General features: G+C 74.7%; 17 protein-coding genes and 2 tRNA genes. 12 read left to right on the forward strand and 7 right to left on the reverse strand.

Going from position 1 to position 20,889, the window contains the following annotated elements; translation table 11 throughout:
* Complete coding sequence (locus tag Cch01nite_RS17810; protein ID WP_203757829.1) at positions 1–672, reverse strand: ABC transporter permease; 672 nt, start codon at positions 670–672, stop codon at positions 1–3.
* Positions 673–785: 113 nt separating this feature from the next.
* Here Cch01nite_RS17810 and Cch01nite_RS17815 point away from each other — a divergent pair, with 113 nt between their 5' ends.
* From Cch01nite_RS17815 to Cch01nite_RS17825, 3 genes are all read left to right on the forward strand, one after another.
* Complete coding sequence (locus tag Cch01nite_RS17815) at positions 786–1,943, forward strand: ABC transporter ATP-binding protein (protein ID WP_203757830.1); 1,158 nt, start codon at positions 786–788, stop codon at positions 1,941–1,943.
* Positions 1,940–2,866 carry an ATP-grasp domain-containing protein gene (locus Cch01nite_RS17820; RefSeq protein WP_203757831.1) on the forward strand — a complete coding sequence of 309 codons (927 nt, stop codon included), beginning with the start codon at positions 1,940–1,942 and terminating at the stop codon, positions 2,864–2,866. The genes Cch01nite_RS17815 and Cch01nite_RS17820 overlap by 4 nt, the downstream gene beginning before the upstream one ends.
* 75 nt (positions 2,867–2,941) lie before the next feature.
* Positions 2,942–3,017: transfer RNA gene (locus Cch01nite_RS17825), tRNA-His, on the forward strand.
* An 83-nt stretch (positions 3,018–3,100) separates the two neighbouring features.
* Here the strand turns inward: Cch01nite_RS17825 and orn are convergent.
* The 4 genes from orn to Cch01nite_RS17845 form a co-directional block, all read right to left on the reverse strand.
* Entirely contained in the window at positions 3,101–3,772 is a 672-nt protein-coding gene (gene orn, locus Cch01nite_RS17830) for an oligoribonuclease (RefSeq protein WP_203757832.1), read from the reverse strand.
* 69 nt (positions 3,773–3,841) lie between these two features.
* On the reverse strand, positions 3,842–4,093 hold the full coding sequence (locus Cch01nite_RS17835; RefSeq protein ID WP_203757833.1) for a hypothetical protein: 252 nt from the start codon (positions 4,091–4,093) through the stop codon (positions 3,842–3,844).
* Positions 4,094–4,285: 192 nt separating this feature from the next.
* Complete coding sequence (locus Cch01nite_RS17840; protein ID WP_203757834.1) at positions 4,286–4,489, reverse strand: hypothetical protein; 204 nt, start codon at positions 4,487–4,489, stop codon at positions 4,286–4,288.
* Positions 4,490–4,620: 131 nt separating this feature from the next.
* On the reverse strand, positions 4,621–5,067 hold the full coding sequence (locus tag Cch01nite_RS17845) for an META domain-containing protein (protein WP_203757835.1): 447 nt from the start codon (positions 5,065–5,067) through the stop codon (positions 4,621–4,623).
* 110 nt (positions 5,068–5,177) lie between these two features.
* Here Cch01nite_RS17845 and Cch01nite_RS17850 point away from each other — a divergent pair, with 110 nt between their 5' ends.
* On the forward strand, positions 5,178–6,977 hold the full coding sequence (locus Cch01nite_RS17850) for an SLC13 family permease (protein WP_203757836.1): 1,800 nt from the start codon (positions 5,178–5,180) through the stop codon (positions 6,975–6,977).
* A gap of 100 nt (positions 6,978–7,077) precedes the next feature.
* Positions 7,078–8,574, forward strand: coding sequence for a leucyl aminopeptidase (locus Cch01nite_RS17855; protein WP_203757837.1), 1,497 nt, complete (start codon positions 7,078–7,080; stop codon positions 8,572–8,574).
* Here the strand turns inward: Cch01nite_RS17855 and Cch01nite_RS17860 are convergent.
* Together Cch01nite_RS17860 and Cch01nite_RS17865 are read right to left on the reverse strand one after the other, a co-directional pair.
* The gene (locus Cch01nite_RS17860) at positions 8,571–10,172 is read right to left on the reverse strand and encodes an AbgT family transporter (protein WP_203757838.1); all 1,602 of its coding nucleotides are present in this window, start codon (positions 10,170–10,172) and stop codon (positions 8,571–8,573) included. The two genes, Cch01nite_RS17855 and Cch01nite_RS17860, sit on opposite strands and share 4 nt — an antisense overlap.
* Positions 10,173–10,304: 132 nt before the next feature.
* A tRNA-Arg gene (locus Cch01nite_RS17865) sits at positions 10,305–10,377 on the reverse strand.
* A gap of 212 nt (positions 10,378–10,589) precedes the next feature.
* Here Cch01nite_RS17865 and Cch01nite_RS17870 point away from each other — a divergent pair.
* From Cch01nite_RS17870 to Cch01nite_RS17900, 7 genes are all read left to right on the forward strand, one after another.
* Positions 10,590–12,308: a GTPase domain-containing protein gene (locus tag Cch01nite_RS17870; RefSeq protein WP_239070917.1), complete on the forward strand. Its 1,719-nt coding sequence runs from the start codon at positions 10,590–10,592 to the stop codon at positions 12,306–12,308.
* The gene (locus Cch01nite_RS17875) at positions 12,305–13,879 is read left to right on the forward strand and encodes a GTPase (protein WP_239070934.1); all 1,575 of its coding nucleotides are present in this window, start codon (positions 12,305–12,307) and stop codon (positions 13,877–13,879) included. The genes Cch01nite_RS17870 and Cch01nite_RS17875 overlap by 4 nt, the downstream gene beginning before the upstream one ends.
* A 158-nt stretch (positions 13,880–14,037) precedes the next feature.
* Complete coding sequence (locus Cch01nite_RS17880; RefSeq protein ID WP_203757840.1) at positions 14,038–14,559, forward strand: single-stranded DNA-binding protein; 522 nt, start codon at positions 14,038–14,040, stop codon at positions 14,557–14,559.
* 211 nt (positions 14,560–14,770) lie between these two features.
* On the forward strand, positions 14,771–16,453 hold the full coding sequence (gene ettA / locus Cch01nite_RS17885; RefSeq protein ID WP_203757841.1) for an energy-dependent translational throttle protein EttA: 1,683 nt from the start codon (positions 14,771–14,773) through the stop codon (positions 16,451–16,453).
* Positions 16,454–16,691: 238 nt separating this feature from the next.
* Complete coding sequence (locus Cch01nite_RS17890; RefSeq protein WP_203757842.1) at positions 16,692–18,560, forward strand: GTPase domain-containing protein; 1,869 nt, start codon at positions 16,692–16,694, stop codon at positions 18,558–18,560.
* Positions 18,536–20,329, forward strand: a complete 1,794-nt coding sequence (locus Cch01nite_RS17895) for a GTPase (RefSeq protein ID WP_239070942.1) — start codon at positions 18,536–18,538, stop codon at positions 20,327–20,329. The genes Cch01nite_RS17890 and Cch01nite_RS17895 overlap by 25 nt, the downstream gene beginning before the upstream one ends.
* 53 nt (positions 20,330–20,382) lie before the next feature.
* Complete coding sequence (locus Cch01nite_RS17900; protein WP_203757843.1) at positions 20,383–20,877, forward strand: acyl-CoA thioesterase; 495 nt, start codon at positions 20,383–20,385, stop codon at positions 20,875–20,877.
* The last annotated feature ends 12 nt before the right edge of the window (positions 20,878–20,889 follow it).

Genomic DNA, 20,889 nt, shown 5'->3' on the forward strand with positions numbered 1-20,889 from the left:
TCACACCGGCCTGGTGGTGCGGGCCCACGGCGTGAGCCGCCGGCCGACCCCGGCGATGACGAGGTCGCACACGAGGGCGAGGAGGAGGCACAGCACCGTCGCCGTCATGATCTCGGCGTGGTAGTTGCTGCGGAACCCGCGGAACATCAGCTGGCCCAGCCCGCCATAGCCCACCACGACCCCCACCGTCACGAGCGCCACCGTGGAGACCGTCGCGAGCCGCAGACCCGCGACGATGCTCGGGACGGCCTGCGGGAGCTCGACGGTCAGCAGGAGCCGGACCGGGCCGTAGCCCATGCCGCGGGCGGCGTCGCGGACCGCGGGGTCGACGCCCTGCAGCCCGACCAGCACGTTGCGGATGAGCACCAGCAGCGCGTACGCGACCAGCCCGACGAGGACCGTGGTCCGCCCCACGCCCGTGTACGGCGCGAGGACCGCGAACAGCGCCAGCGACGGCACCGTGTACATCACGCCCGCGACGCCGAGCAGCGGGCCGCCGAGCCGTGGCCGCAGGTGCGCGAGCGCGCCGAGGGGCAGCGCGAGGGCGAACGCGACGACGACCGCCTCGAGCGTGAGGGTGGTGTGCTGCTGCAGCGCCGTCAGCACGTCGGCGCTGTTGCGTTGCAGGTACTCCCAGGAGAACCACGGGTTGGACGGTGCTGCCAGCCGCATCCCGCGAAGGTACCCGCCCCCTCCGACAGACGCCCCCGGGCGACGTACGCGACGGCGCCTGTCGGCACCCTGCGCGACGGCGCCTGTCGGCGCACTGGGCTAGCGTCCCTGGGGTGGCAGCGAGCGCGATCAGGTTCGAGCACGTCAGCAAGGACTACGCCGCCGAGCAGGGCCGGGGCGCCGGCGAGCAGGCGGCCGTCCACGACCTGACCCTCGACGTGCACGAGCACGAGGTCCTCGTGCTGGTCGGCCCCTCGGGCTGCGGCAAGTCGACGACCCTGCGGATGGCGAACCGTCTCGTCGAGCCCACGTCGGGGCGGATCCTGCTGCAGGGCGAGGACGTGACGACCAGCGACCCCGTCGCGCTGCGCCGGCGCATCGGGTACGTGATCCAGAACGTCGGCCTGTTCCCGCACCGCACCGTCGCGCAGAACGTCGCGACCGTCCCGCGGCTGCTCGGCTGGGACCGCCGCCGCACGTCCGCGCGGGTCGACGAGCTCCTCGACCTCGTCGGCCTCGACCCCGCCCGCTACGCCCGGCGGTTCCCGCACGAGCTGTCCGGGGGAGAGCGGCAGCGTGTCGGGGTCGCCCGCGCGCTCGCCACGGACCCGCCGGTGCTGCTCATGGACGAGCCGTTCGGCGCGGTCGACCCCGTGGGCCGCCGCCGGCTGCAGACGGAGTTCGCCCGCATCCAGCGGGCGGTCGGCACCACCGTGATGCTCGTCACGCACGACATCGACGAGGCGGTCCGGATGGGCGACCGGGTCGCGGTGCTCAGCACCGGTGCGCACGTCGAGCAGCTCGCCCCGCCGCTCGAGGTCGTGGCCCGCCCGGCGAGCCCGGCGGTCGCGGACCTCGTCGGGCGGGGCCGGATGGCCCGGCTGCTCGCGCTCGGCCGCCTGGAGCGCGACGACCTCGCGGAGGTCGCGTCCGACGACGGGGCGACACCGCCCCCGACCAGCACGGGTGCGGGCGCCCCCGACGCGGTGACCGGCGCGGCGTCGTCGCCCGTCACGCTCGGCGCCGGTGCGGAGCAGGTCCCCCTGGGCAGCGAGCTGGGCGACGTCCTCGCGTCGTTCGTCGGCCGCCCGGACGGGCGCCTGCCCGTCACCGAGCACGGCCGGACCATCGGCTGGGTGACGCCCACGAGCGTGCTGGACGCGCTGCGGCGGCTGACGGACGTCGCCGACGACGGGCCCTCCACTGTGACGCAGCCCCCCGGCCGAGCACCTGATGCGGAGCAGGACCCCGTCGGTACGCTGCCCACGTGACGACTCCCACCGCACGACTCGCGCTCGCGACCTGCGCCGAGCTCCCCGAGCTCGACCCCGACGACCACCCGCTGCTCGAGCTGCTCGTCGAGCGTGGCATCCCGACGGACATCGTCGTGTGGGACGACCCGACGGTCGACTGGGCCACCTACCACCACGTCCTGATCCGCTCGACCTGGGACTACACCGAGCGACCCGCGCAGTTCGCGGACTGGACCCGCCGGGTGACCCGCAGCAGCACGCTGCTCAACCCGGCCGACGTCGTCCAGTGGAACATCGACAAGACCTACCTGCGGGACCTCGAGCAGCGCGGCCTGCCGATCGTCCCGACCATCTGGCTGGACCCCGAGCGCAACTTCGACGCTCGCGCGATCCACACCCGCTTCCCGGCGTTCGGCGACTTCGTCGTCAAGCCGACCGTCAGCGCCGGCTCACGGGACACGGGCCGCTACGCGGCGGACGTCACGTCCAGCCGGTCGCTCGCGATCACCCACGCGAAGAACCTGCTGGGCGTGGGGCGTCGGGTGATGATCCAGCGGTACCTCAAGCAGGTCGACACGGTCGGCGAGACGGCGCTCATCTACATCGACGGGAAGTTCAGCCACGCGGTCCGCAAGGGCGCGCTGCTCGAGGGTCCGTACCGCGAGGGCGAGACCGAGGGCGTGCTGTACCGCCGGGAGGTCATGACGCCGCGCGAGGCGACGGACGCCGAGCGGGCGGTCGCGGACCGGGCGGTCGCGGCCGTCGGCGACCTCTTCCCCGACTCGGCGCAGCCGCTCCTGTACTCCCGGGTCGACCTCCTCCCGGACGACGAGGGCAACCCCGTGATCCTCGAGGTCGAGCTCACCGAGCCGTCGTTCTTCTTCGGCTTCGCCGCGGGGTCGGTCGAGAGGTTCGTGGACGCGCTGGCGGCCCGCCTCTGATTCGTGTCGGGGGCACACCGTCGCACCCGGTACACTTTTCGTCGGCCCAGGCGTTCGCGCCTGGTCCGTCACGTGGTGGCTATAGCTCAGGTGGTAGAGCACCTGGTTGTGGTCCAGGGGGTCGCGGGTTCAAGTCCCGTTAGCCACCCCATGAGTGCGAGAGGCGCCGACCGTCACGGTCGGCGCCTCTCGTCGTCTCCGCCGCGATGGCGGAGCGTGGCGCAGCAGCGCAGGTCAGGCGGTCGCCGCTGGGCCCTTGACCGACGTCGCGACGATCTCCGCGGCGATCCGGCGGGCCGACGCGGAGTCGGGTCCCGGCTGGGCGGGCAGGAGCGCCGCCCGGTAGTACCGCAGCTCGTCGATCGACTCGAGGATGTCCGCGAGCGCCCGGTGTCCGCCGTTCTTGCGCGGCGACGCGAAGTAGACGCGCGGGTACCAGCGCCGGGCGAGCTCCTTGATCGACGAGACGTCGATCACGCGGTAGTGCAGGTGCGCGACCAGCTCGGGCATGTCGCGGTCGAGGAACGCCTTGTCGGTGCCGACGGAGTTGCCGGCGAGCGGCGCCTTGCCGGGGTCCGGCACCCACGTGCGGATGTAGTCGAGGACCTGCGCCTGTGCGTCGGCGAGCGACGTGCCGGCGGACAGCGCGGTCAGCAGGCCGGACGTGGTGTGCATCGTCCGGACGAAGTCGCTCATCTGGTCGACGGCCTCGACGGGAGGGGAGACGACCACGTCGACGCCCTCCCCGAGGACCCGCAGCTCGGAGTCGGTGACCACGGCGGCGACCTCGACGAGCGCGTCGGCGCCCAGGTCGAGACCGGTCATCTCGCAGTCGATCCAGACGATGCGCTCAGCGCTCTCGTGGCCGTTCGAGGGGGCGCCCTCGGGTGTCGTCGTGCTCGTCACTCGGTCAGCCTACGGGGTGAGGGGTGCGAGGAAGCGTCGGTGCGCGCGGGAGAGGTCCGCGGCGTCCGGTCAGGCGGAGGCGTCGTGCTGCCCGGGGACCGTCGAGGCGAGCCACGTGGCCACGACGACGACCACGGCGGCGATGCCGGCGCACCACCGGGTGGCGGCCGCGTCGACGCCCGCCCAGTGCAGCACCCCGAACGTCACCCCGCCGGCGGCGGCGCCGAGCGCGAGCCGTTCGAGCCAGGTGACGACGCGCGACAGGAGGCGTTCCCGCGGAGGGCGCGCCGCGTCGGGTGCGGGGGTGGCGTGACGCCCCATCAGCGAGCCCCGTCGGACGGGTGCGGGGCGATGGGGCGCTGCGGCATGGCGTCATGGTGGCACGGGCGGCGGCCCGTCGGCGCACGCCGTCAGGACGTGCCGGAGCCGTCGAGCCCGAGGCCGGCCGCGCATGCGGACGAGGTGGGGCCCAGGGGGCCCCACCTCGTGGGTGCTCGACGGGCGAGCGTGGGGTCAGCGCGCGAACGCCGTGCCGGCCGTGGTCCCCGCGAGGAGCCAGGACGGGACGGTGACGCGCTGCGGATCCGGTGGACGCCGCGAGGCGTCGCTGGCATGGCGGGCCCGCAGGATGCGTGCCCGGGACCGCATGGTCTCGGCGTGCTCGAGGCGGGCCGCGGCGTCCTGCCGGGCGAGCTCGAACGTGATGGTGGGATGCATGATCGGCTCCTGGACATGACGAACCAGGGCCCGGACGGCCCTGGCATTCGGTGGTGTAGGAGAACCAGACCATGCCGGTGATACCGGCGTCACATCATTTTCGAGGCGTTTCGTCCCGGTGCGGCTCCGCGTCAGGAGGTGCGCTGGAGGGTCCCGATCTGCGTGCCGTTCTCGTCGAACAGGACGAGCTGGTCGTCCTGGACCTGGGCCGACGTCGACCGGCCGAGCCAGTCGTCGACGTCCGCGCAGTACATCTGGGTCTGCGCCCACGGGGAGAAGCTGATGCCGTCGTCGCCGGCGGTCCACGAGCCCGAGAGCTGGTTGCAGCCGTCCGAGCCGCTCGCGCTGCCGTCGTCGCCGAGCGTGAGGTAGGCCTCGCCGACCGTCGTCGAGCTCCCCCAGGTGCCGGCGACGTCGGACGCGCTCGCGGGGGCGGGGCTCGGGCTGGTGCCGGTCGGGCTCGTCGTCACGGCTGCCGTCGCGTCGCCCGACCCCTCGCCGTCGTCGCCCGCGCACGCGCTGAGCGCCCCGAGGGCGAAGACCGAGACCAGGGCCAGGGTGACCGCTCGACGTCCCATGCTCGGCACGCTAGCAGCGGCCCCGGGCGTCCGCTCGGGCGCGAACGGACCCCTGTGCCCTAGCGTGGCCGCAGGCGCCGTCACGGGCGCGTGCGGTCCGGGAGGGCAGCGTGTCCGATGCGACGTTGAGCCTGGTGGTGCTCGCCGTCGTGGTCGCGCTGTTCGTGTGGAACCGGCTCCCGGTCAGCCTCGTCGCGATCCTCACGGCCCTCGCGCTGTACGCCACCGGCCTGGTGGACGCCACGACCGCCGTGTCCGGCTTCGGGGACCCCGTCGTCGTCTTCATCGCGACGCTCTTCGTGCTCAGCGAGGGGCTCGAGGCCTCCGGGGTGACGGCGTGGGTCGGCCAGCTGCTGGTGCGGCGCGCGGGCACCGACCGGACCCCGCTCCTCGTCGCGCTGATGCTGCTGGCCGCGCTGATGGCGGCGGTCGTCACGCCGAACGGTGCGGCCGCGGCCCTCCTGCCGGTCGTGGTGCTCGCCGCCCGACGCTCGCGCCGGGCGCCCTCGCAGATGCTCATGCCGCTGGCCTTCGCGGCGAGCGCGGGGGCGCTGCTGGTGCTGTCGGGCAGCACCGTCAACGTGATCGTCGCGGACGCGCTGGCCGCGTCGACGGGGGAGGGGTTCGGGTTCTTCGAGTTCGGGCTGATGGGGGTGCCGCTCGTCGCGGTGACGATCGCGGTGTCGGTGCTCGGGGGCGCGCGGCTGCTGCCGGACCGGTCCCCGGACGAGCTCCCCGCCGACTTCTCCGACCACCTCGACACCCTGGTGGAGCACTACCGGCTGGAGCGGGGCTTCTTCCGGATGGCGGTGGGTGCCGGTTCCGACCTCGTCGGTGCGCGCCCCGCGGACGTCGCGATGCCGGCGGACGTCATCCTCGTCGGCGCCCAGCACGAGGCCGGTGACCCGGGCCAGGTCGGCGAGGCGATCGCCGAGGGGGACGTCCTGGTCGTGAGCGGGCCGTCGGAGGGCGTCGCCGAGCTCGTCGAGCGGCACGACCTCGTCGTCGTGACGACGCCGCTGACCCGGGACACCCGGGAGGCGCTGCTGGGCCGGGAGAGGGGGGTGGCGGAGGTCGTGGTCCCGCCCCGCTCACGCCTCATCGGCCAGCGGGCCTTCCCGGGCCTGGTGCGCGCCGGGGTCACGGTGCTGTCGATCCGTCGGCTCGGTCGCGCGCGGGGCGCCCAGCCGACGTCCCTCGCCGAGGGCGACATGCTGCTGCTGCACGGCACGTGGCCCGCCGTCGAGGCGCTCGCGACCGACGACACGGTCCTCGTCGTCGACGACCCGGCGCTGGTGCGTCGCCAGTCGGTCGCGCTCGGTCCGACCGCGTGGCGGGCCATCGCGGTGCTGGTCGGCACGGTGGCGCTGCTGGCGAGCGGGGCCGTGCCGCCCGCGGTCGCCGGCCTCGTGGGTGCGGGGGCGATGGTCCTCACGCGGACCGTGCTGCCGCAGCAGGCGTACCGGGCGATCTCGTGGGAGACGGTGGTGCTGGTCGGCGGGCTCATCCCGCTGTCGACGGCGATCTCGACGTCGGGCGCGGCCGACCTGGTCGCCGGCCACCTCGTCGACCTGGTGTCCGGCGGCGGTACCCGGCTGCTGCTGGCGGCGTTGTTCGTCCTGACGCTCGTGCTCGGTCAGGTCGTGAGCAACACCGCGACCGTGCTCATCGTCGTGCCGATCGCGGTGTCCGCGGCGCAGGAGTCCGGCGTCGGGCTCGCGCCGGTGCTGATGCTCGTGGCCGTCGCGGGCGCGGCGTCGTTCCTCACGCCGATCGCGACCCCGGCGAACATGATCGTCATGGGCCCGGCCGGGTACCGGTTCGGCGACTACTGGAAGCTGGGCCTGGTGACGACGGGCGCCTGGTTCGTGGTGGCCGTGGGGCTGATCCCGCTGATCTGGCCGGGGTGAGCGGGCCGACCGCTCACCCGTCACGGGCGAGGGCCGGGGGAGGGTCGTCTCGCTACGGTCGATGCACGGAGTTCCGCCGACCGTCCGCAGGGAGCGCGCGATGAGCACGACGTTCGACCCCACCCCGTCCGTCGCCGCGACGCGCGACGTCCGGGTCCGAGCCGTGGGACGCGGCGAGGCCGGCGTGCGGGCTCTCGGTGTCGCGGTGCCCGCCACCGGAGCCGTCCCGGAGGCCGTCGGGCTGTCCCGTGAGGGGCTCGCCGCATGGGGCTTCACGGGCAAGGCCGGCAGCACGTTCACGGTCGCACGGCCCGACACGCCGGTGGTCGCCGTCGGGGTCGGCGCGCCCGACGACGTCACGACGGCCGTCCTGCGTGACGCAGCAGCGGCGTTCGGGCGTGCGGCGGCCCGCGAGGCGGTCCTCGTGACGGACCTGGCGGCGGTGCCGGCGAGCGACGGTGACACGGCGGCCGCCGCGCAGGCCGTCGTCGAGGGGGTGCTCCTGGGCCGGTACCGCTACGACGTGCTGCGCTCGTCGTCGGACGCGGTGGCCGTGAGCGAGGTCGTCCTGGTCGTCGACGGCGACGTGGCCGACGCGCAGCAGGGTGCCGAGCGCGGGCTCGTGCTCGCCCGGGCCGCGGCGCTGTCCCGCGACCTCGCGGGCACCCCGGCGGGGCACCTCACGGCCCCCGGGCTCGCCGACGTGGCGACGCGCCTCGCCGCGGCGACGGGCCTGCAGATCGAGGTCCACGACAAGGCGGCGCTCGTCGAGCTGGGGTGCGGGGGACTGCTCGGCGTGAACGCCGGGTCGGTGGAGGAGCCGCGCATGATCGTCCTGCGCTACGTGCCGGACTCCGGCGCGGACGGCCACCTCGGCTTCGTCGGCAAGGGGATCACCTACGACTCGGGCGGCATCAGCCTGAAGCCGTCGAACGCGATGCACGCCGCGATGAAGATGGACATGAGCGGTGCCGGGGCGGTGCTCGCCGCGATGACGGTGCTGCGAGAGCTCGCCGTGCCCGTCCGGGTCAGCGCGTACCTGGCCTGCACGGACAACATGCCGTCGGGGTCCGCGACGAAGCTCGGCGACGTGCTCACCACACGCAGCGGCCGCACCATCGAGGTCGTCAACACCGACGCCGAGGGGCGCCTCGTGATGGCCGACGCGATCGCGCTCGCCCGGGAGGCCGGCGTCGACGCGATCGTCGACATCGCGACCCTCACGGGCGCCTGCCTGGCGGCGCTCGGCCCGCTCAGCGCCGGCCTGATCGGCAACGACGACACCATGGCGGAGGTGGTGGAGGCTGCCGCGGAGCGCACCGACGAGCGCGTCTGGCGGCTCCCGCTCGACCGGCGCTACCGGCCCTGGATGGAGTCGGAGGTCGCCGACATCAAGAACCTCGGCGGCGAGTTCGCGGGCGCCATCACCGCTGCGCTGTTCCTCGCCGAGTGGGTGGGCGACGTGCCGTGGGCGCACCTCGACATCGCGGGGCCCATGCGCTCCGAGAAGGACGACGCGTGGCGGACCAAGGGCGCGACCGGGTACGGCGCCCGCCTGCTCGCCGAGGTCGCGGCCGGCTGGGCGGCGACCCGCTAGTCGAGGTAGATGCTCCCGCCCGGGCCGAGCGGGATGCCCAGCAGGTACCAGACCACCAGCAGCGCGCTCCACGTGATCAGCAGCGCGACCGTGTACGGCAGCATCAGCGAGATGATCGAGCCGACGCCGACCTTGCGCCGGTACCGCTCGGCGAAGATCACGATGAGCGCGAAGTACGGCATGAGCGGCGTGGCGACGTTCACCGGCGAGTCGCCGACGCGGTAGGCCGCCATCGCCAGGTCCGGCGAGATCCCGAGCTGGATGAACAGCGGGACGAACACGGGCGCGAAGATCGCCCACTTCGGCACCACGCCGCCGATGAAGATGTCGATCACCGCGGTCATCGCGATCAGCCCGATGATCAGCCACACCGTGCTGAGGTTCGCGGACTCGAGGGAGTCGGCCATGTTGACGGCGACGATGGTGCCGAGGTTCGAGTAGTTGAAGTACGCGATGAACTGGCTGATCACCAGGAGCAGGAAGATCAGGCCGGACAGGTTCGAGATCGTCTTCGTCATCGGGTTGATGACGTCCATCGAGCTCTTCACGGTGCCGGCGCCCCTGCCGTAGCAGAGCCCCATCACGAAGAAGAACAGCAGGATCAGGAAGATGATGCTGTTCAGCAGCGGCGACTGCTCGATGAGGCTGCCGGTCTCGGGGTTGCGCAGGGGCGCGTCGGGCGGCAGCGACAGCGCCAGGACGAGCACGAGGCACCCGAGCAGCCCCCAGAACGCCCACCGCAGACCGTTGCGCTCCTGCCCGGTCAGGTCGCCCGACGCGGGCGCCGGGGCCGGACCGACCTCGGGGTCGTCGGAGGCGGGCGCCTCGTCCGCGCGGTACGGGCCCAGGCGCGGCTCGACGACCTTCTCCGTGAGGATCGTCGCGACGATCGTGACCAGGAGCGTCGAGACGATGCCGAAGAACAGGTTGCCCGTGATCGACACGTGGTTGGCCGGGTCGACGATCGACTCGTTGGTGATCTCCGCCAGCATCCCGTCCACGGGGGTGATGAGGATGTTCACCGCGAAGCCGCCACCCACGCCCGCGAACGCGGCTGCGAGGCCGGCGAGCGGGTGCCGACCCAGGGAGTAGAACACCGCGGCGGCCAGCGGGATCAGCACCAGGTAGCCGGCGTCCGTCGCGATCGACGAGAGCACGCCGAGCAGCACGATGCTGAACGTCACGAACCGCGCCGGGGTCACCTTGACCAGGCGCTTGATGAACGCCCCGATCAGGCCGACCTCCTCGGCGAGCCCCACCCCGATCATCGCGACGAGGATCACGCCCACCACGCCGAACCCGTTGAAGTTCGCCACGGCCGACGTGAAGATGAACCGGATCCCGTCCGCGTCGAGCAGGCTCTGCGCCTGCACCGTGACCGTCTCCACCTGGTCGGAGCCGAGCTGCGCCTGCTCGAACGTGACCTCCGTGCCCGCGGCCTGGAACACGGCCGACAGGATGATGATCAGCGCGATGAGCGCCAGGAAGATGATGACCGGGTGCGGGACCTTGTTGCCCGCGCGCTCCACCGCGTCGAGCACCCGCTGCAGACCGGACCGGGCAGGAACCGTCTCGACCGTGCTCTCTCGCGTTCTCACTCGCTGCCTCCTGGCGAGGGGTCCTGTGACCAGGACCGACAGGAGCGACGCTAGCGCCCGACCGGGACGGAAGGGATGCCGGGAGCGAGTTTCGACACGAGCGATGGTGGTGCGATGCCCTCGCTCGAGCGGCGCCCCCGGCAGGACTCGAACCTGCAACCGACGGATTAGAAGGCCGTTGCTCTATCCGTTGAGCTACGGGGGCCTGAGGTGCGCGCCCAGCCTAGACGGGTCCGGCAGCCGTTGTGAGGCCCGCCGAACCCGTTCGGCGGCATGCCGGCGGATCGTCCGGGTTCGTCCCGGACAGGACAGATTCTCCGCGCGTTGCGTTTGGCCTGGTCAGATGCGCCCGGGACAATGGGCCCCGTGAGCGCGCAGCCCGGCACCGTGCCAGCGCAGCCAGCGAACCCTGCGCTCGTGGCGCAGCAGCCCCTGGCGGTCCGTGCGCGCCACGCGGCGAGCGACCCTCGTGAGGTGCTGGCCAGGCCGCTCGCGGCGCAGTCGCTGCTCGATGCCGTCAAGGACCTGCACCGGGACGTGGAACGTACCCGGTTCCCGCTCGACCTCGACGGCACGGCGTCCGCGCGACAGTCCCGGGCGCGTCTCGTGGACCAGCTCGGCGAGCACCTGGTGCCCCGGCTGACGGAGCTGTCGGCGCCGGCCGTGGTGGTGGTGTCCGGTTCGACGGGTGCGGGGAAGTCGACCCTCGTGAACTCGTTGGTCGGACGCGAGGTGAGCCAGGCGGGCGTGCTGCGTCCGACCACCCGCCAGCCCGTCCTCGTGCACCACCCGCTCGACACCGAGCTGCTCTCGCACCACCCGGTGCTCGAGTCCGTGCAGGTCGTCGCCGACGAGAACGTGCCGCGGGGCATCGCGCTGCTGGACGCGCCCGACCTCGACTCCGTGCTCGAGTCGAACCGTGAGCAGGCGCACCGGCTGCTCGAGGCCGCCGACCTGTGGCTGTTCGTGACGACGGCGGCCCGGTACGGCGACGCGCTGCCGTGGAAGGTGCTCGAGGCGGCGGTGGAGCGCGGCACGTCGATCGCGATGGTGCTCAACCGGGTCCCGCCCGTGTCCCTGCCGACCGTGCGCGGCGACCTGCTGGAGCGGCTGCGCGGGCACGGCCTGGCGGGGTCGCCGCTGTTCGTCGTGCCGGACCTCGGCCCGCACGAAGGGCTGCTCGCACCCGCGGTCGTCGCCCCGGTGCAGCGCTGGCTCATGATGCTGGCCGGGCCGGACCGTTCGCGGACCGTGATCGGCCGCACCCTGCGCGGGTCCTTGGCGGCGCTGCGGCCGTGGGTCGACGAGCTCGCCGAGGCGGTGCAGGCCCAGGCGGACGCCGCCGTCCGCATCGGCCGTGCGCTGGACGAGGCCGTGGACGGACCCGCAGGGCAGGCGGCGGCGTCGCTGCGCGGCGGGGCGCTCGCCGACGGTGCGGTGCGCGCCCGGTGGGCCGAGCTGACCACCGACGGCGCGGTGCTCGCCGACGTCGTCCGCTCGTCCGGACGCATCCGCGGCTCCGCGCGTGACGGCCGAGCGCGGTCCGCCGCCGTCGCGCCGCTCGTGGAGGACCTCACGCGCTCGGCCGCGGCGTCGCTCGCGGCGGCGGGCGCGCACGCGGAGGACGTGCTGCGCGCGGCCCTCACGGGGCCCGGGGCGCCGCACGGCGGTGCGTCGGTCGACGCGGCGTGGAGCAGCGAGGGGCTGCGCCGCACCCGCGTGCACGCCGCGGACCTGTCGGCCCGGGGATGGACGTCGCAGGGGGCCCGGGCCGTGCGCGCCGCGCTCGTCGCGGGACCGCCGGACGACGACCGTCCGCGGCGCGCGCGGGACGTGGCGCGGGAGGCGAAGCGCCGCGAGAAGGCGGAGCGCGCGCTCGGCGAGGCCGGGCTCGGCGCCGTCGCGCTCGCTGGCGCGGCGGGCGTCGACGAGGCGCGGGACCTGCTCGTCGACCTGCTCGGCAGCGCCGGGGAGCAGGCCGTCACGGAGCTGCGGTCCGACCTCGGCGACCGGGTCCTCGCGCAGGTCGCGCTGGAACGGACGTCCGTCGGCGGGGTGCTCGACGACCCCGACCTGGCCGAGGACGCCGCGTCGCGGCTGCGCCTGCGGCTCGCCGTGCTGAAGGGACTGACGTGACCGGGGCCCACACCAGGCAGGGCGACGACGCGGCCGGCACCGGTCCGTCGTCGACGACGTCGTCCGGCGAGCACCACGGGGTGCACCGCGACGTGCTGCACGGCGTCCTGCACGGCCGCGAGACGGAGCTGCTGCACGCGCGCGTCGACGCGCTCGACGCGGCCCTGGTGGTCGGTGGCACGCGGCTCGACGAGCCGGTCGTCGGTCGCGTCGTGTCGGCCGTGGACCGGGTGCGGGAGCGTCTCGAGCTCGGCGTAGACCACACGGTCGTCGCCCTGGTCGGTGGCACGGGATCCGGCAAGTCCAGCCTGTTCAACGCGATCAGCGGCCTGCAGTTCGCGGACGTCGGGGTCAAGCGGCCGACGACGTCCGAGGTGACGGCCTGCGTGTGGGGCGAGGACGGCGGCCCGCTGCTCGACTGGCTCGGCGTCGTGCCGGACCGCCGCATCGAGCGCGAGAGCCTGCTCGACGGGGAGTCCGAGGCGGTGCTGCGGGGCCTGGTGCTGCTGGACCTGCCGGACCACGACTCGATCGCGCCCGAGCACCGGGAGACCGTCGACCGGATGCTCCCGCAGGCCGACGTGCTCGTCTGGGTCGTGGACCCCCAGAAGTACGCCGACGACGCGCTGCACACCGGCTACCTGCGGGGGCTGGTCGGGCACGAGGCGTCGATGCTGGTGGTGCTCAACCAGGTCGACACCGTGCCGTCGGACGTGCGGCCCGAGCTCGCGCGGGACGTCGCGAGGCTGCTCGTGGACGACGGCCTGGTCGGCGTCCCGGTGCACGAGGTGTCGGCGCGGACCGGTGAGGGCGTGGCGGGTCTGCGTGCCCGGCTCGCGGCGGGCGTCGAGACGCGGTCGCTCGCGGCACGTCGCGCCGGTGCGGAGGTCCACGACGCCGCGGGTCTGCTGGCCGCGCAGGTCGCGGCGAGCGAGCCGCCGCCGTCCGCGCTCTCGGTCGGGGAGGTCGTCGACACGTTGTCGGACGCCGCCGGGCTGACGGCCGTCGCGGGCGCGGTCGCCGCCGTGGTGCGGGGTGGCTCGTCCGACCGTCCCGCGTTCGGCGCGGTGCAGGAGGACGCGGTCGGGCTGGCGCGCAGCGCGTGGCTCGACGCGGTCGCACCGAGCCTGCCGCGGCGCTGGGCGCAGGACGTGTCGAGCCGCGTCGCGACGACCGCGGAGCTCCGGCTCGCGGTGACGGACGCCCTCACGCAGGTCACGGTGGCGGCGCGGCGGTCGGTGCTGGCGGCGTGGCTCGTCGTCCTCGCGCTGCTGCTCGGTCTCGGTGCCGTCGTGGTCGGCGGGGTCGCGCTCGGGTCCGGGATGTCGTCGGTCCGGGCCAACCCGTGGGCTCCCGTGGTCGCGGGGGTGCTGGTGGTCGCGGCGGTGCTGGTCGCGGTCGCGGCGGCGTCGACGCGGCGTGCGGCGGCCCGGCGCCGGGCCGCGCGGGTGCTGCGGGACGGCCGGTCCGCGCTCGACGGGGTGGCCCGCGTGCGGCTGCTCGAGCCGACGCAGGCCGTCCTCGCGGAGCACCGGCGGGTGCGCGAGCTCGTCGCGAGCGCCCGGGACTGATCGGGCCTCCGCTCGGGTTGTCGTCGAACCGCCCACAGCCCCCGCGGCGGCCGCCCGGGTCCCGGTCGGGCCGTCGACCCGAGCCGCAGCACGACGGCGTCGCCGACGCTGGCCGCACCCGTCCCGCAGCCCGCGGGACACGCGGCACGGAGGACGCCATGAGCACGCACACCCTGGACCTGACCCTCGTCGGCTGGATCGGCAGCGAGGTCCGCAACTACCCGAGCACGGACGGCTCCACGGAGTTCACCTCGTTCCGGATGGCCAGCACCCGGCGGTGGTTCGACCGCCGCGAGAACGTCTGGAAGGACGGCCGGACCGAGTGGTTCACCGTCAAGCTGTGGCGGCAGGCCGCGCAGAACGCCGGGCACAGCCTGCGCAAGGGCGACCCGGTCGTGGTCCACGGCCGGCTGTCCACGGAGGAGTGGGCAGCCCCCGAGGGGCCGCGCACCACGCTCGTGATCGAGGCGTCCGCGGTCGGGCACGACCTCACCTTCGGCACGACGCACTTCCGTCGGACCCTCAGCCCCGCGGCCGCGGAGCAGGGGGCGGCCGAGGGTGCCGAGGCGCCGGCCGACGTCTCGGGGCTCGACGAGCTCGCCGACGAGGACGCGCTCGTCCCCGCCGAGGACGTGGCCGTCGAGCCCGAGGAGGTCCGGACGCTCGTCGGCGCACGCTGACAGGCGCCGACCAGCGCCGACGTCGTGGGGCCGGGTTCCCCAGCCGTGATCGCCTAGGCTGGGGGACCGGCAACCACCATCCGACGACGCCCGACGTCGCCGCGGACGCCGCTGCGGGCAGGACCGTGAGCTGGAGACAGCCTCCCTGCCCCGCAGCGCCGCTCCGCACGCGCCGGTCGGGCACCTGAGCACCGAGGCGGACGAAGAGCCAGTGGCTGAGTTCATCTACTCCATGTACAAGGCGCGCAAGGCGCACGGCGACAAGGTCATCCTCGACGACGTCTCGCTGAACTTCCTGCCCGGCGCCAAGATCGGCGTCGTCGGCCCGAACGGCGCGGGCAAGTCGACGATCCTCAAGATCATGGCCGGCCTCGACCAGCCGTCGAACGGCGAGGCGCGCCTGAGCCCCGGCTACACGGTCGGCATCCTGCAGCAGGAGCCGCCGCTCAACGAGTCGAAGACGGTCCTCGGCAACGTCGAGGAGGGCGTCGCCGAGATCAAGGGCCAGCTCGACCGGTACAACGAGATCTCCGCGCTGATGGCGGAGCCCGACGCCGACTTCGACGCGCTGCTCGCCGAGATGGGCCAGCTCCAGGAGGCGATCGACGCCGCCGACGCGTGGGACCTCGACACCCAGCTCGAGCAGGCGATGGACGCGCTGCGCTGCCCGCCGCCGGACGCCGACGTGTCGGTCCTGTCCGGTGGTGAGCGCCGCCGAGTCGCGCTGTGCAAGCTGCTCCTGGAGAAGCCGGACCTCCTGCTGCTCGACGAGCCGACCAACCACCTCGACGCGGAGAGCGTGCTCTGGCTCGAGCAGCACCTCAAGGCGTACGCGGGCGCCATCCTGGCCGTGACGCACGACAGGTACTTCCTCGACAACATCGCCGAGTGGATCTGCGAGGTCGACCGCGGCCGGCTCTACCCGTACGAGGGCAACTACTCGACGTACCTGGAGAAGAAGCAGGAGCGCCTGCAGGTCCAGGGCAAGAAGGACGCCAAGCTCGCGAAGCGCCTCAAGGACGAGCTCGAGTGGGTCCGGTCCAACGCGAAGGGCCGCCAGACGAAGTCGAAGTCCCGGCTCGCGCGCTACGAGGAGATGGCGGCCGAGGCCGACCGCACGAGGAAGCTCGACTTCGAGGAGATCCAGATCCCGCCGGGCCCCCGCCTGGGCAACGTGGTCCTGGAGGCGTCGAAGCTGCAGAAGGGCTTCGACGGGCGCACGCTCATCGACGGCCTGAGCTTCACGCTGCCGCGCAACGGCATCGTCGGCGTCATCGGACCGAACGGCGTCGGCAAGACCACGCTGTTCAAGACGATCGTCGGCCTGGAGCCGCTCGACGCCGGCGACCTCAAGGTCGGCGAGACCGTCTCGATCTCCTACGTCGACCAGTCGCGCGGCGGCATCGACCCGAAGAAGACGCTGTGGGAGGTCGTCTCGGACGGCCTCGACTTCCTCAAGGTCGGGAACGTCGAGATGCCGTCCCGCGCGTACGTCGCCGCGTTCGGGTTCAAGGGGCCCGACCAGCAGAAGCCCGCCGGCGTCCTGTCCGGTGGTGAGCGCAACCGCCTCAACCTCGCGCTCACCCTCAAGCAGGGCGGCAACCTGCTGCTGCTCGACGAGCCCACCAACGACCTCGACGTCGAGACGCTCGGCTCGCTCGAGAACGCCCTGCTCGAGTTCCCGGGCTGCGCGGTCGTCGTCTCGCACGACCGGTGGTTCCTCGACCGGGTGGCGACGCACATCCTGGCGTACGAGGGCACCGAGGAGGACCCGGCGAACTGGTACTGGTTCGAGGGGAACTTCGCGTCCTACGAGGAGAACAAGGTCAGCCGTCTGGGCGCGGACGCCGCTCGTCCGCACCGGGTGACGTACCGCAAGCTGCGCCGCGACTGACCCTGCCGGGCCGGGGTCGTCCCGCGGCCCGACAGGCGCACCCCGGAGGGGCCGTGACGGACGTCGCGGCCCCTCCGCCGTCCCCGGGCGCTCGCGCGCCCGAGCGGTGACACCCACGGCCGGCAAGGTCGGAGCCCGCTGCCGCGGAGCCGTGCCGACGGGCGGACCGCACGCCCGCGCGGCATCCTGGGCCCCCAGGAGCGGCGTGTCCGAGCGTCGCCGGCGGGGGAGCGTGCGAGTGGCGGAGAACGAGGTCGCTGCCCTCGTCGACGCCGTCACCGGGCTGCACGCCGCGGTCGCGGACGTCGCGCTGCCTTTCGAGGTCGCGTCCGCGCCGGCAGCACGGGACGAGCACAGGCGGCTGCTGGAGCGGCTCGACGACCACCTGCTGCCACGGCTGCGGCACCCCGACGCACCGACGTTGCTCGTGGTCGGCGGATCCACGGGAGCGGGCAAGTCGACCCTGGTCAGCTCGCTCGTGGGCGAGGCGGTCAGCCCGGCGGGCGTGCTCCGGCCGACGACCCGCTGGCCGGTCCTCGTGCACCACCCCGACGACACGGACCAGTTCACGGGGGACCGGGTGCTGCCCGGGCTGCCCCGGGTCACCGGCGGTGGGACGGCCGACGGCCGGGGCGTGCGGCTCGTCGCGACCCCGGCGGTGCCCCGCGGCATCGCCCTGCTCGACGCCCCCGACATCGACTCCGTGGAGGAGGCGAACCGCACGCTCGCGGTCCAGCTGCTCGGCGCCGGGGACGCGTGGCTGTTCGTGACGACGGCCGCCCGGTACGCGGACGCGGTGCCGTGGGAGCTGCTGGGGGACGCGGCGCGCCGACGGACCCACCTGGCCCTGGTGCTGGACCGGGTCGACGCCGCGGACGCGCCCGCGGTGGAGGCGCACCTGAGGGTGATGCTCGACGAGCGCGGGCTCCCCGGCACCCCCGTGCTGCTCGTCCCGGAGTCCCGCCCCGACGAGGACGGGCTGCTGCCCGAGAGCGCCGTCGCCGCCGTCGCGACCTGGGCGACCGCGCTCGCGTTCGACGCCGCGACCCGGGAGCGCGCGCTCGCCGAGACGCGCGACGGCTCCGCCCTGGAGGCCGCACGCGTGGCGCGGGCCCTGGCGGACGCCGCCGACGACCAGCGTGCGGCCGCGGACCGGCTGCGTGGCGCGGTCCTCGCGTCGTACGCGGCGGCGCGCGAGCTCGTCGCGGAGCGCACCGCCGACGGCTCGATGCTGCGCGGCGAGGTGCTGGCGCGGTGGCAGGACGTCGTCGGCACGGGGGAGTGGGTCCGGTCGATCGAGGGCGGCGTGGCGCGCCTGCGCGACCGGGTCTCCGCGGCGGTGCGCGGCCGGCGCGCGGCGGACCCCGCGATCGTCGAGGCCGTCGGGCACGGGCTGGAGGCGGTCGTGCTGGACGCCGCCCAGGACGCGGCGGAGCGTGCGCACGCCGACTGGTACCACGACCCCGCGGGCCACGCGCTGCTCGACGGTCTCGCGCTGTCGCGGGCGTCGGGCGACCTGCGTGAGCGCGTCGACGTGGCGGTGCGGGCCTGGCAGGGCGACGTCCTCGACCTGGTCCGGGCCGAGGGCGCCGGACGGCGCACCACCGCCCGTGCCCTGTCGTTCGGCGTCAACGGGCTCGGTGCGACGCTCATGGTCGCGGTGTTCGCGTCGACGGGCGGCCTCACGGGCGCCGAGGTGGGCATCTTCGGCGGGACGGCCCTGCTCGCCCAGCGGCTCCTGGAGGCGGTCTTCGGCGACGAGGCGGTCCGTCGCCTCACCAGGACGGCCCACGATCGTCTGGACGCACGCGTGGGCGGGCTGCTCGACGCGGAGACCGCGCGGTTCCTCGCACTCCTGGACCCGGTGGCGGCGCAGGTGCGCGACGGCGGTGCGGTGCGGTCACGGGCGTCCCTCGTCGAGGTCGCCGCCCGCGCCCTCGCCGCGGCCCCGCCGTCGCCGACCGACCGGCGGGAGCGCCCCGGCGGGACCGGTCTGCGCGGAGCCGTGCCGGGGGGCGTGCCGTCGGCGCGGGAGACGGACGAGACGGCCGACGGGCAGCAGCGTGCGGGACGGTGGCGCTGGTGGCGCCGCGGGCGGTCGGGATGAGCGCGGCGGGAGCGTCCTCGCCAACGGACGCGCGAGGCCGCACCGACGCGCTCGACGAGGCGGTGGCCCTGGGACGCCGATGGCTGCCGGCCGACCTGCTCGCCCGCGCCGACGCCGTCGTGGAGCGCGCCCGGCGACGGCTCGCGCTGTCCGGCGAGCACACGGTCGTCGCCCTGGCGGGCCCGACGGGGGCGGGCAAGTCGTCGCTCGTCAACGCCCTCGCGGGGACGGCGGTGGCCCGCCCGGGGATCCTGCGGCCCACCACGGGGCAGCCGCTCGCCGTGATCGTGCCCGACGTCGACGCCGCCGACCCGTCGCCCGGCGCCGGGGAGCGGCCCGCGCCGACGAGCCGCCCGGAGCGCGCGTGGCGGCGTCGGTCGCGCGGCCCCGCCGCACCGGCCGCGACGGTCGGGTCCGGACCGCACGAGCTGCTCGACTGGCTCGCGGTCGACGAGCGGACCGTCGTGGACCGATCACGCTCCCCGCTGTCCGCGGCGACCGGGCTGGTGCTGCTCGACCTGCCCGACCACGACTCCGTGGTCACCGAGCACCGGGCCATCTCGGAGCGCCTGTACGACCGCGTCGACCTGCTCGTGTGGGTGGTGGACCCGCAGAAGTACGCCGACGCGGCGCTGCACGTGCGGTACCTGCGTCCGCTCGCGGGGCACGACACGGTCGTGGTCCTCGTGCTCAACCAGGTGGACCGCCTGGGCCCCGACGACGCGCGGGCGTGCCTCGCGGACCTGCGCCGGATCGTCGCGGCCGACGGCCTCACCGGCGCCCGGGTGCTCGCCGTGAGCGCCACGACGGGCGAGGGGGTCGACGACCTGCGGGCGGCGCTCGCCGAGGCCGCGCGGCGGCGCCGGGCAGCGACGGACCGGGTGCTGGCCGACGTCCGGTCGAGCGCGTTGGCCGTCGTCGAGGCGTGCGGCGACGCACCGCGGCACGCCCTGCCGCAACGCGCGCGGCCCGCCCTCGTCGACGCCCTCGAGGAGGCCGCGGGCGTGCGGGCCGTGGTCGAGGCGACGAGGGTCTCGGCGGTCCGTCGTGCCCGTGCCGCCACCGGATGGCCGCCGACGCGCTGGGTCGGACGCTGGCGTGCGGACCCGCTGCGTCGCCTCGGCCTGGGCGGGTCACGACGTCCGTCCGCGTCGCGGCGCGGTGGCGAGGGCGCCGCCGCTGACGAGGCCGCCACCCGGCGCAGCTCGCTGGGGGGCCCGGGTGCCGCGGCACGGGCGCGCGCCGCGCTCGGGGTCCGGGACTACGTCGACGCCGCGACCGCAGGCGCCCCCGACGCGTGGGTGCTCGAGGCGCGCAGCACGGTCGGGGCCGCGGACCTGGTCGACGCGCTCGACCAGGCGGTCGTCCGCGTCGACGCCACGTCGGCCCCCGACCCCCGGTGGTGGCGTGCCGTGGCGGCCCTGCAGTGGGGTGTGCTGGGCGTGGCGGTCGCAGGGGTGCTCTGGCTCGCGGCCCTGGCGCTCGCCGGGTACCTGCGGCTGCCCGAACCGCCGACCCCGCAGTGGGGGACCGTCCCGTGGCCGACCGTGCTCGCCGTCGGCGGTGCCGTCCTCGGTCTGCTCGTCGCCCTGGTGGCCCGGGTGGCGGCGTCCGTCGGGGCGCGGCGGCGTGCGCGCGGCGTCCGGCGTGCGCTGCGGGGTGCGGTCGACGACGTCGCGGGTCGTCTGGTCGTCGACCCGCTCGTCGCCGACCAGGTCGCACGCGACGGCTGCCGGCACGCGGCCACCCGCGCGGCCGGGCGACGCTGACCAGGGCCGGAACCCCGTGCCCCGCATAGGATCGGCCGGTCGAAGGAGGTCCGATGGCTCGGCTCGAGGTCCCGGTGCAGCTGCGCTGGTCCGACATGGACGCGTACGCGCACGTGAACAACGTCGAGATGCTGCGGCTGCTCGAGGAGGCCCGCATCGAGGCGTTCTGGAGCCACCCCGTGGACTCCGACGGCACCCGGCCGGACGGTGCCTGGTCGACGGCCGTGCTCGACGCCGGACCGAGCTCCACGATGTCGACGCTCATCGCGCACCAGGAGATCGAGTACCTGCTGCCGCTCGGCTACCAGCGCCGTCCCGTGGTCGTCGAGATGTGGATCGGGCGGCTCGGCGGCGCGAGCCTGGAGGTCTGCTACGAGGTGCGGGACCGCCCCGCCGCCGAGGACGGGAGCGCCGTGTTCGCGCGGGCGACCACGACGATCGTGCTGGTCGACACCGGGTCGGGGCGGCCGCAGCGCATCGGGCCCGCGGAGCGGGCGGCGTGGGAGCCGTTCGTCGAGGAGCCGCTGACGTTCCGCCGCCGGCGCTGACGGGGAGGGCCC

Origin of the sequence: Cellulomonas chitinilytica (genome assembly GCF_016862675.1) — a bacterium.
GTDB lineage: Bacteria > Actinomycetota > Actinomycetes > Actinomycetales > Cellulomonadaceae > Cellulomonas > Cellulomonas chitinilytica.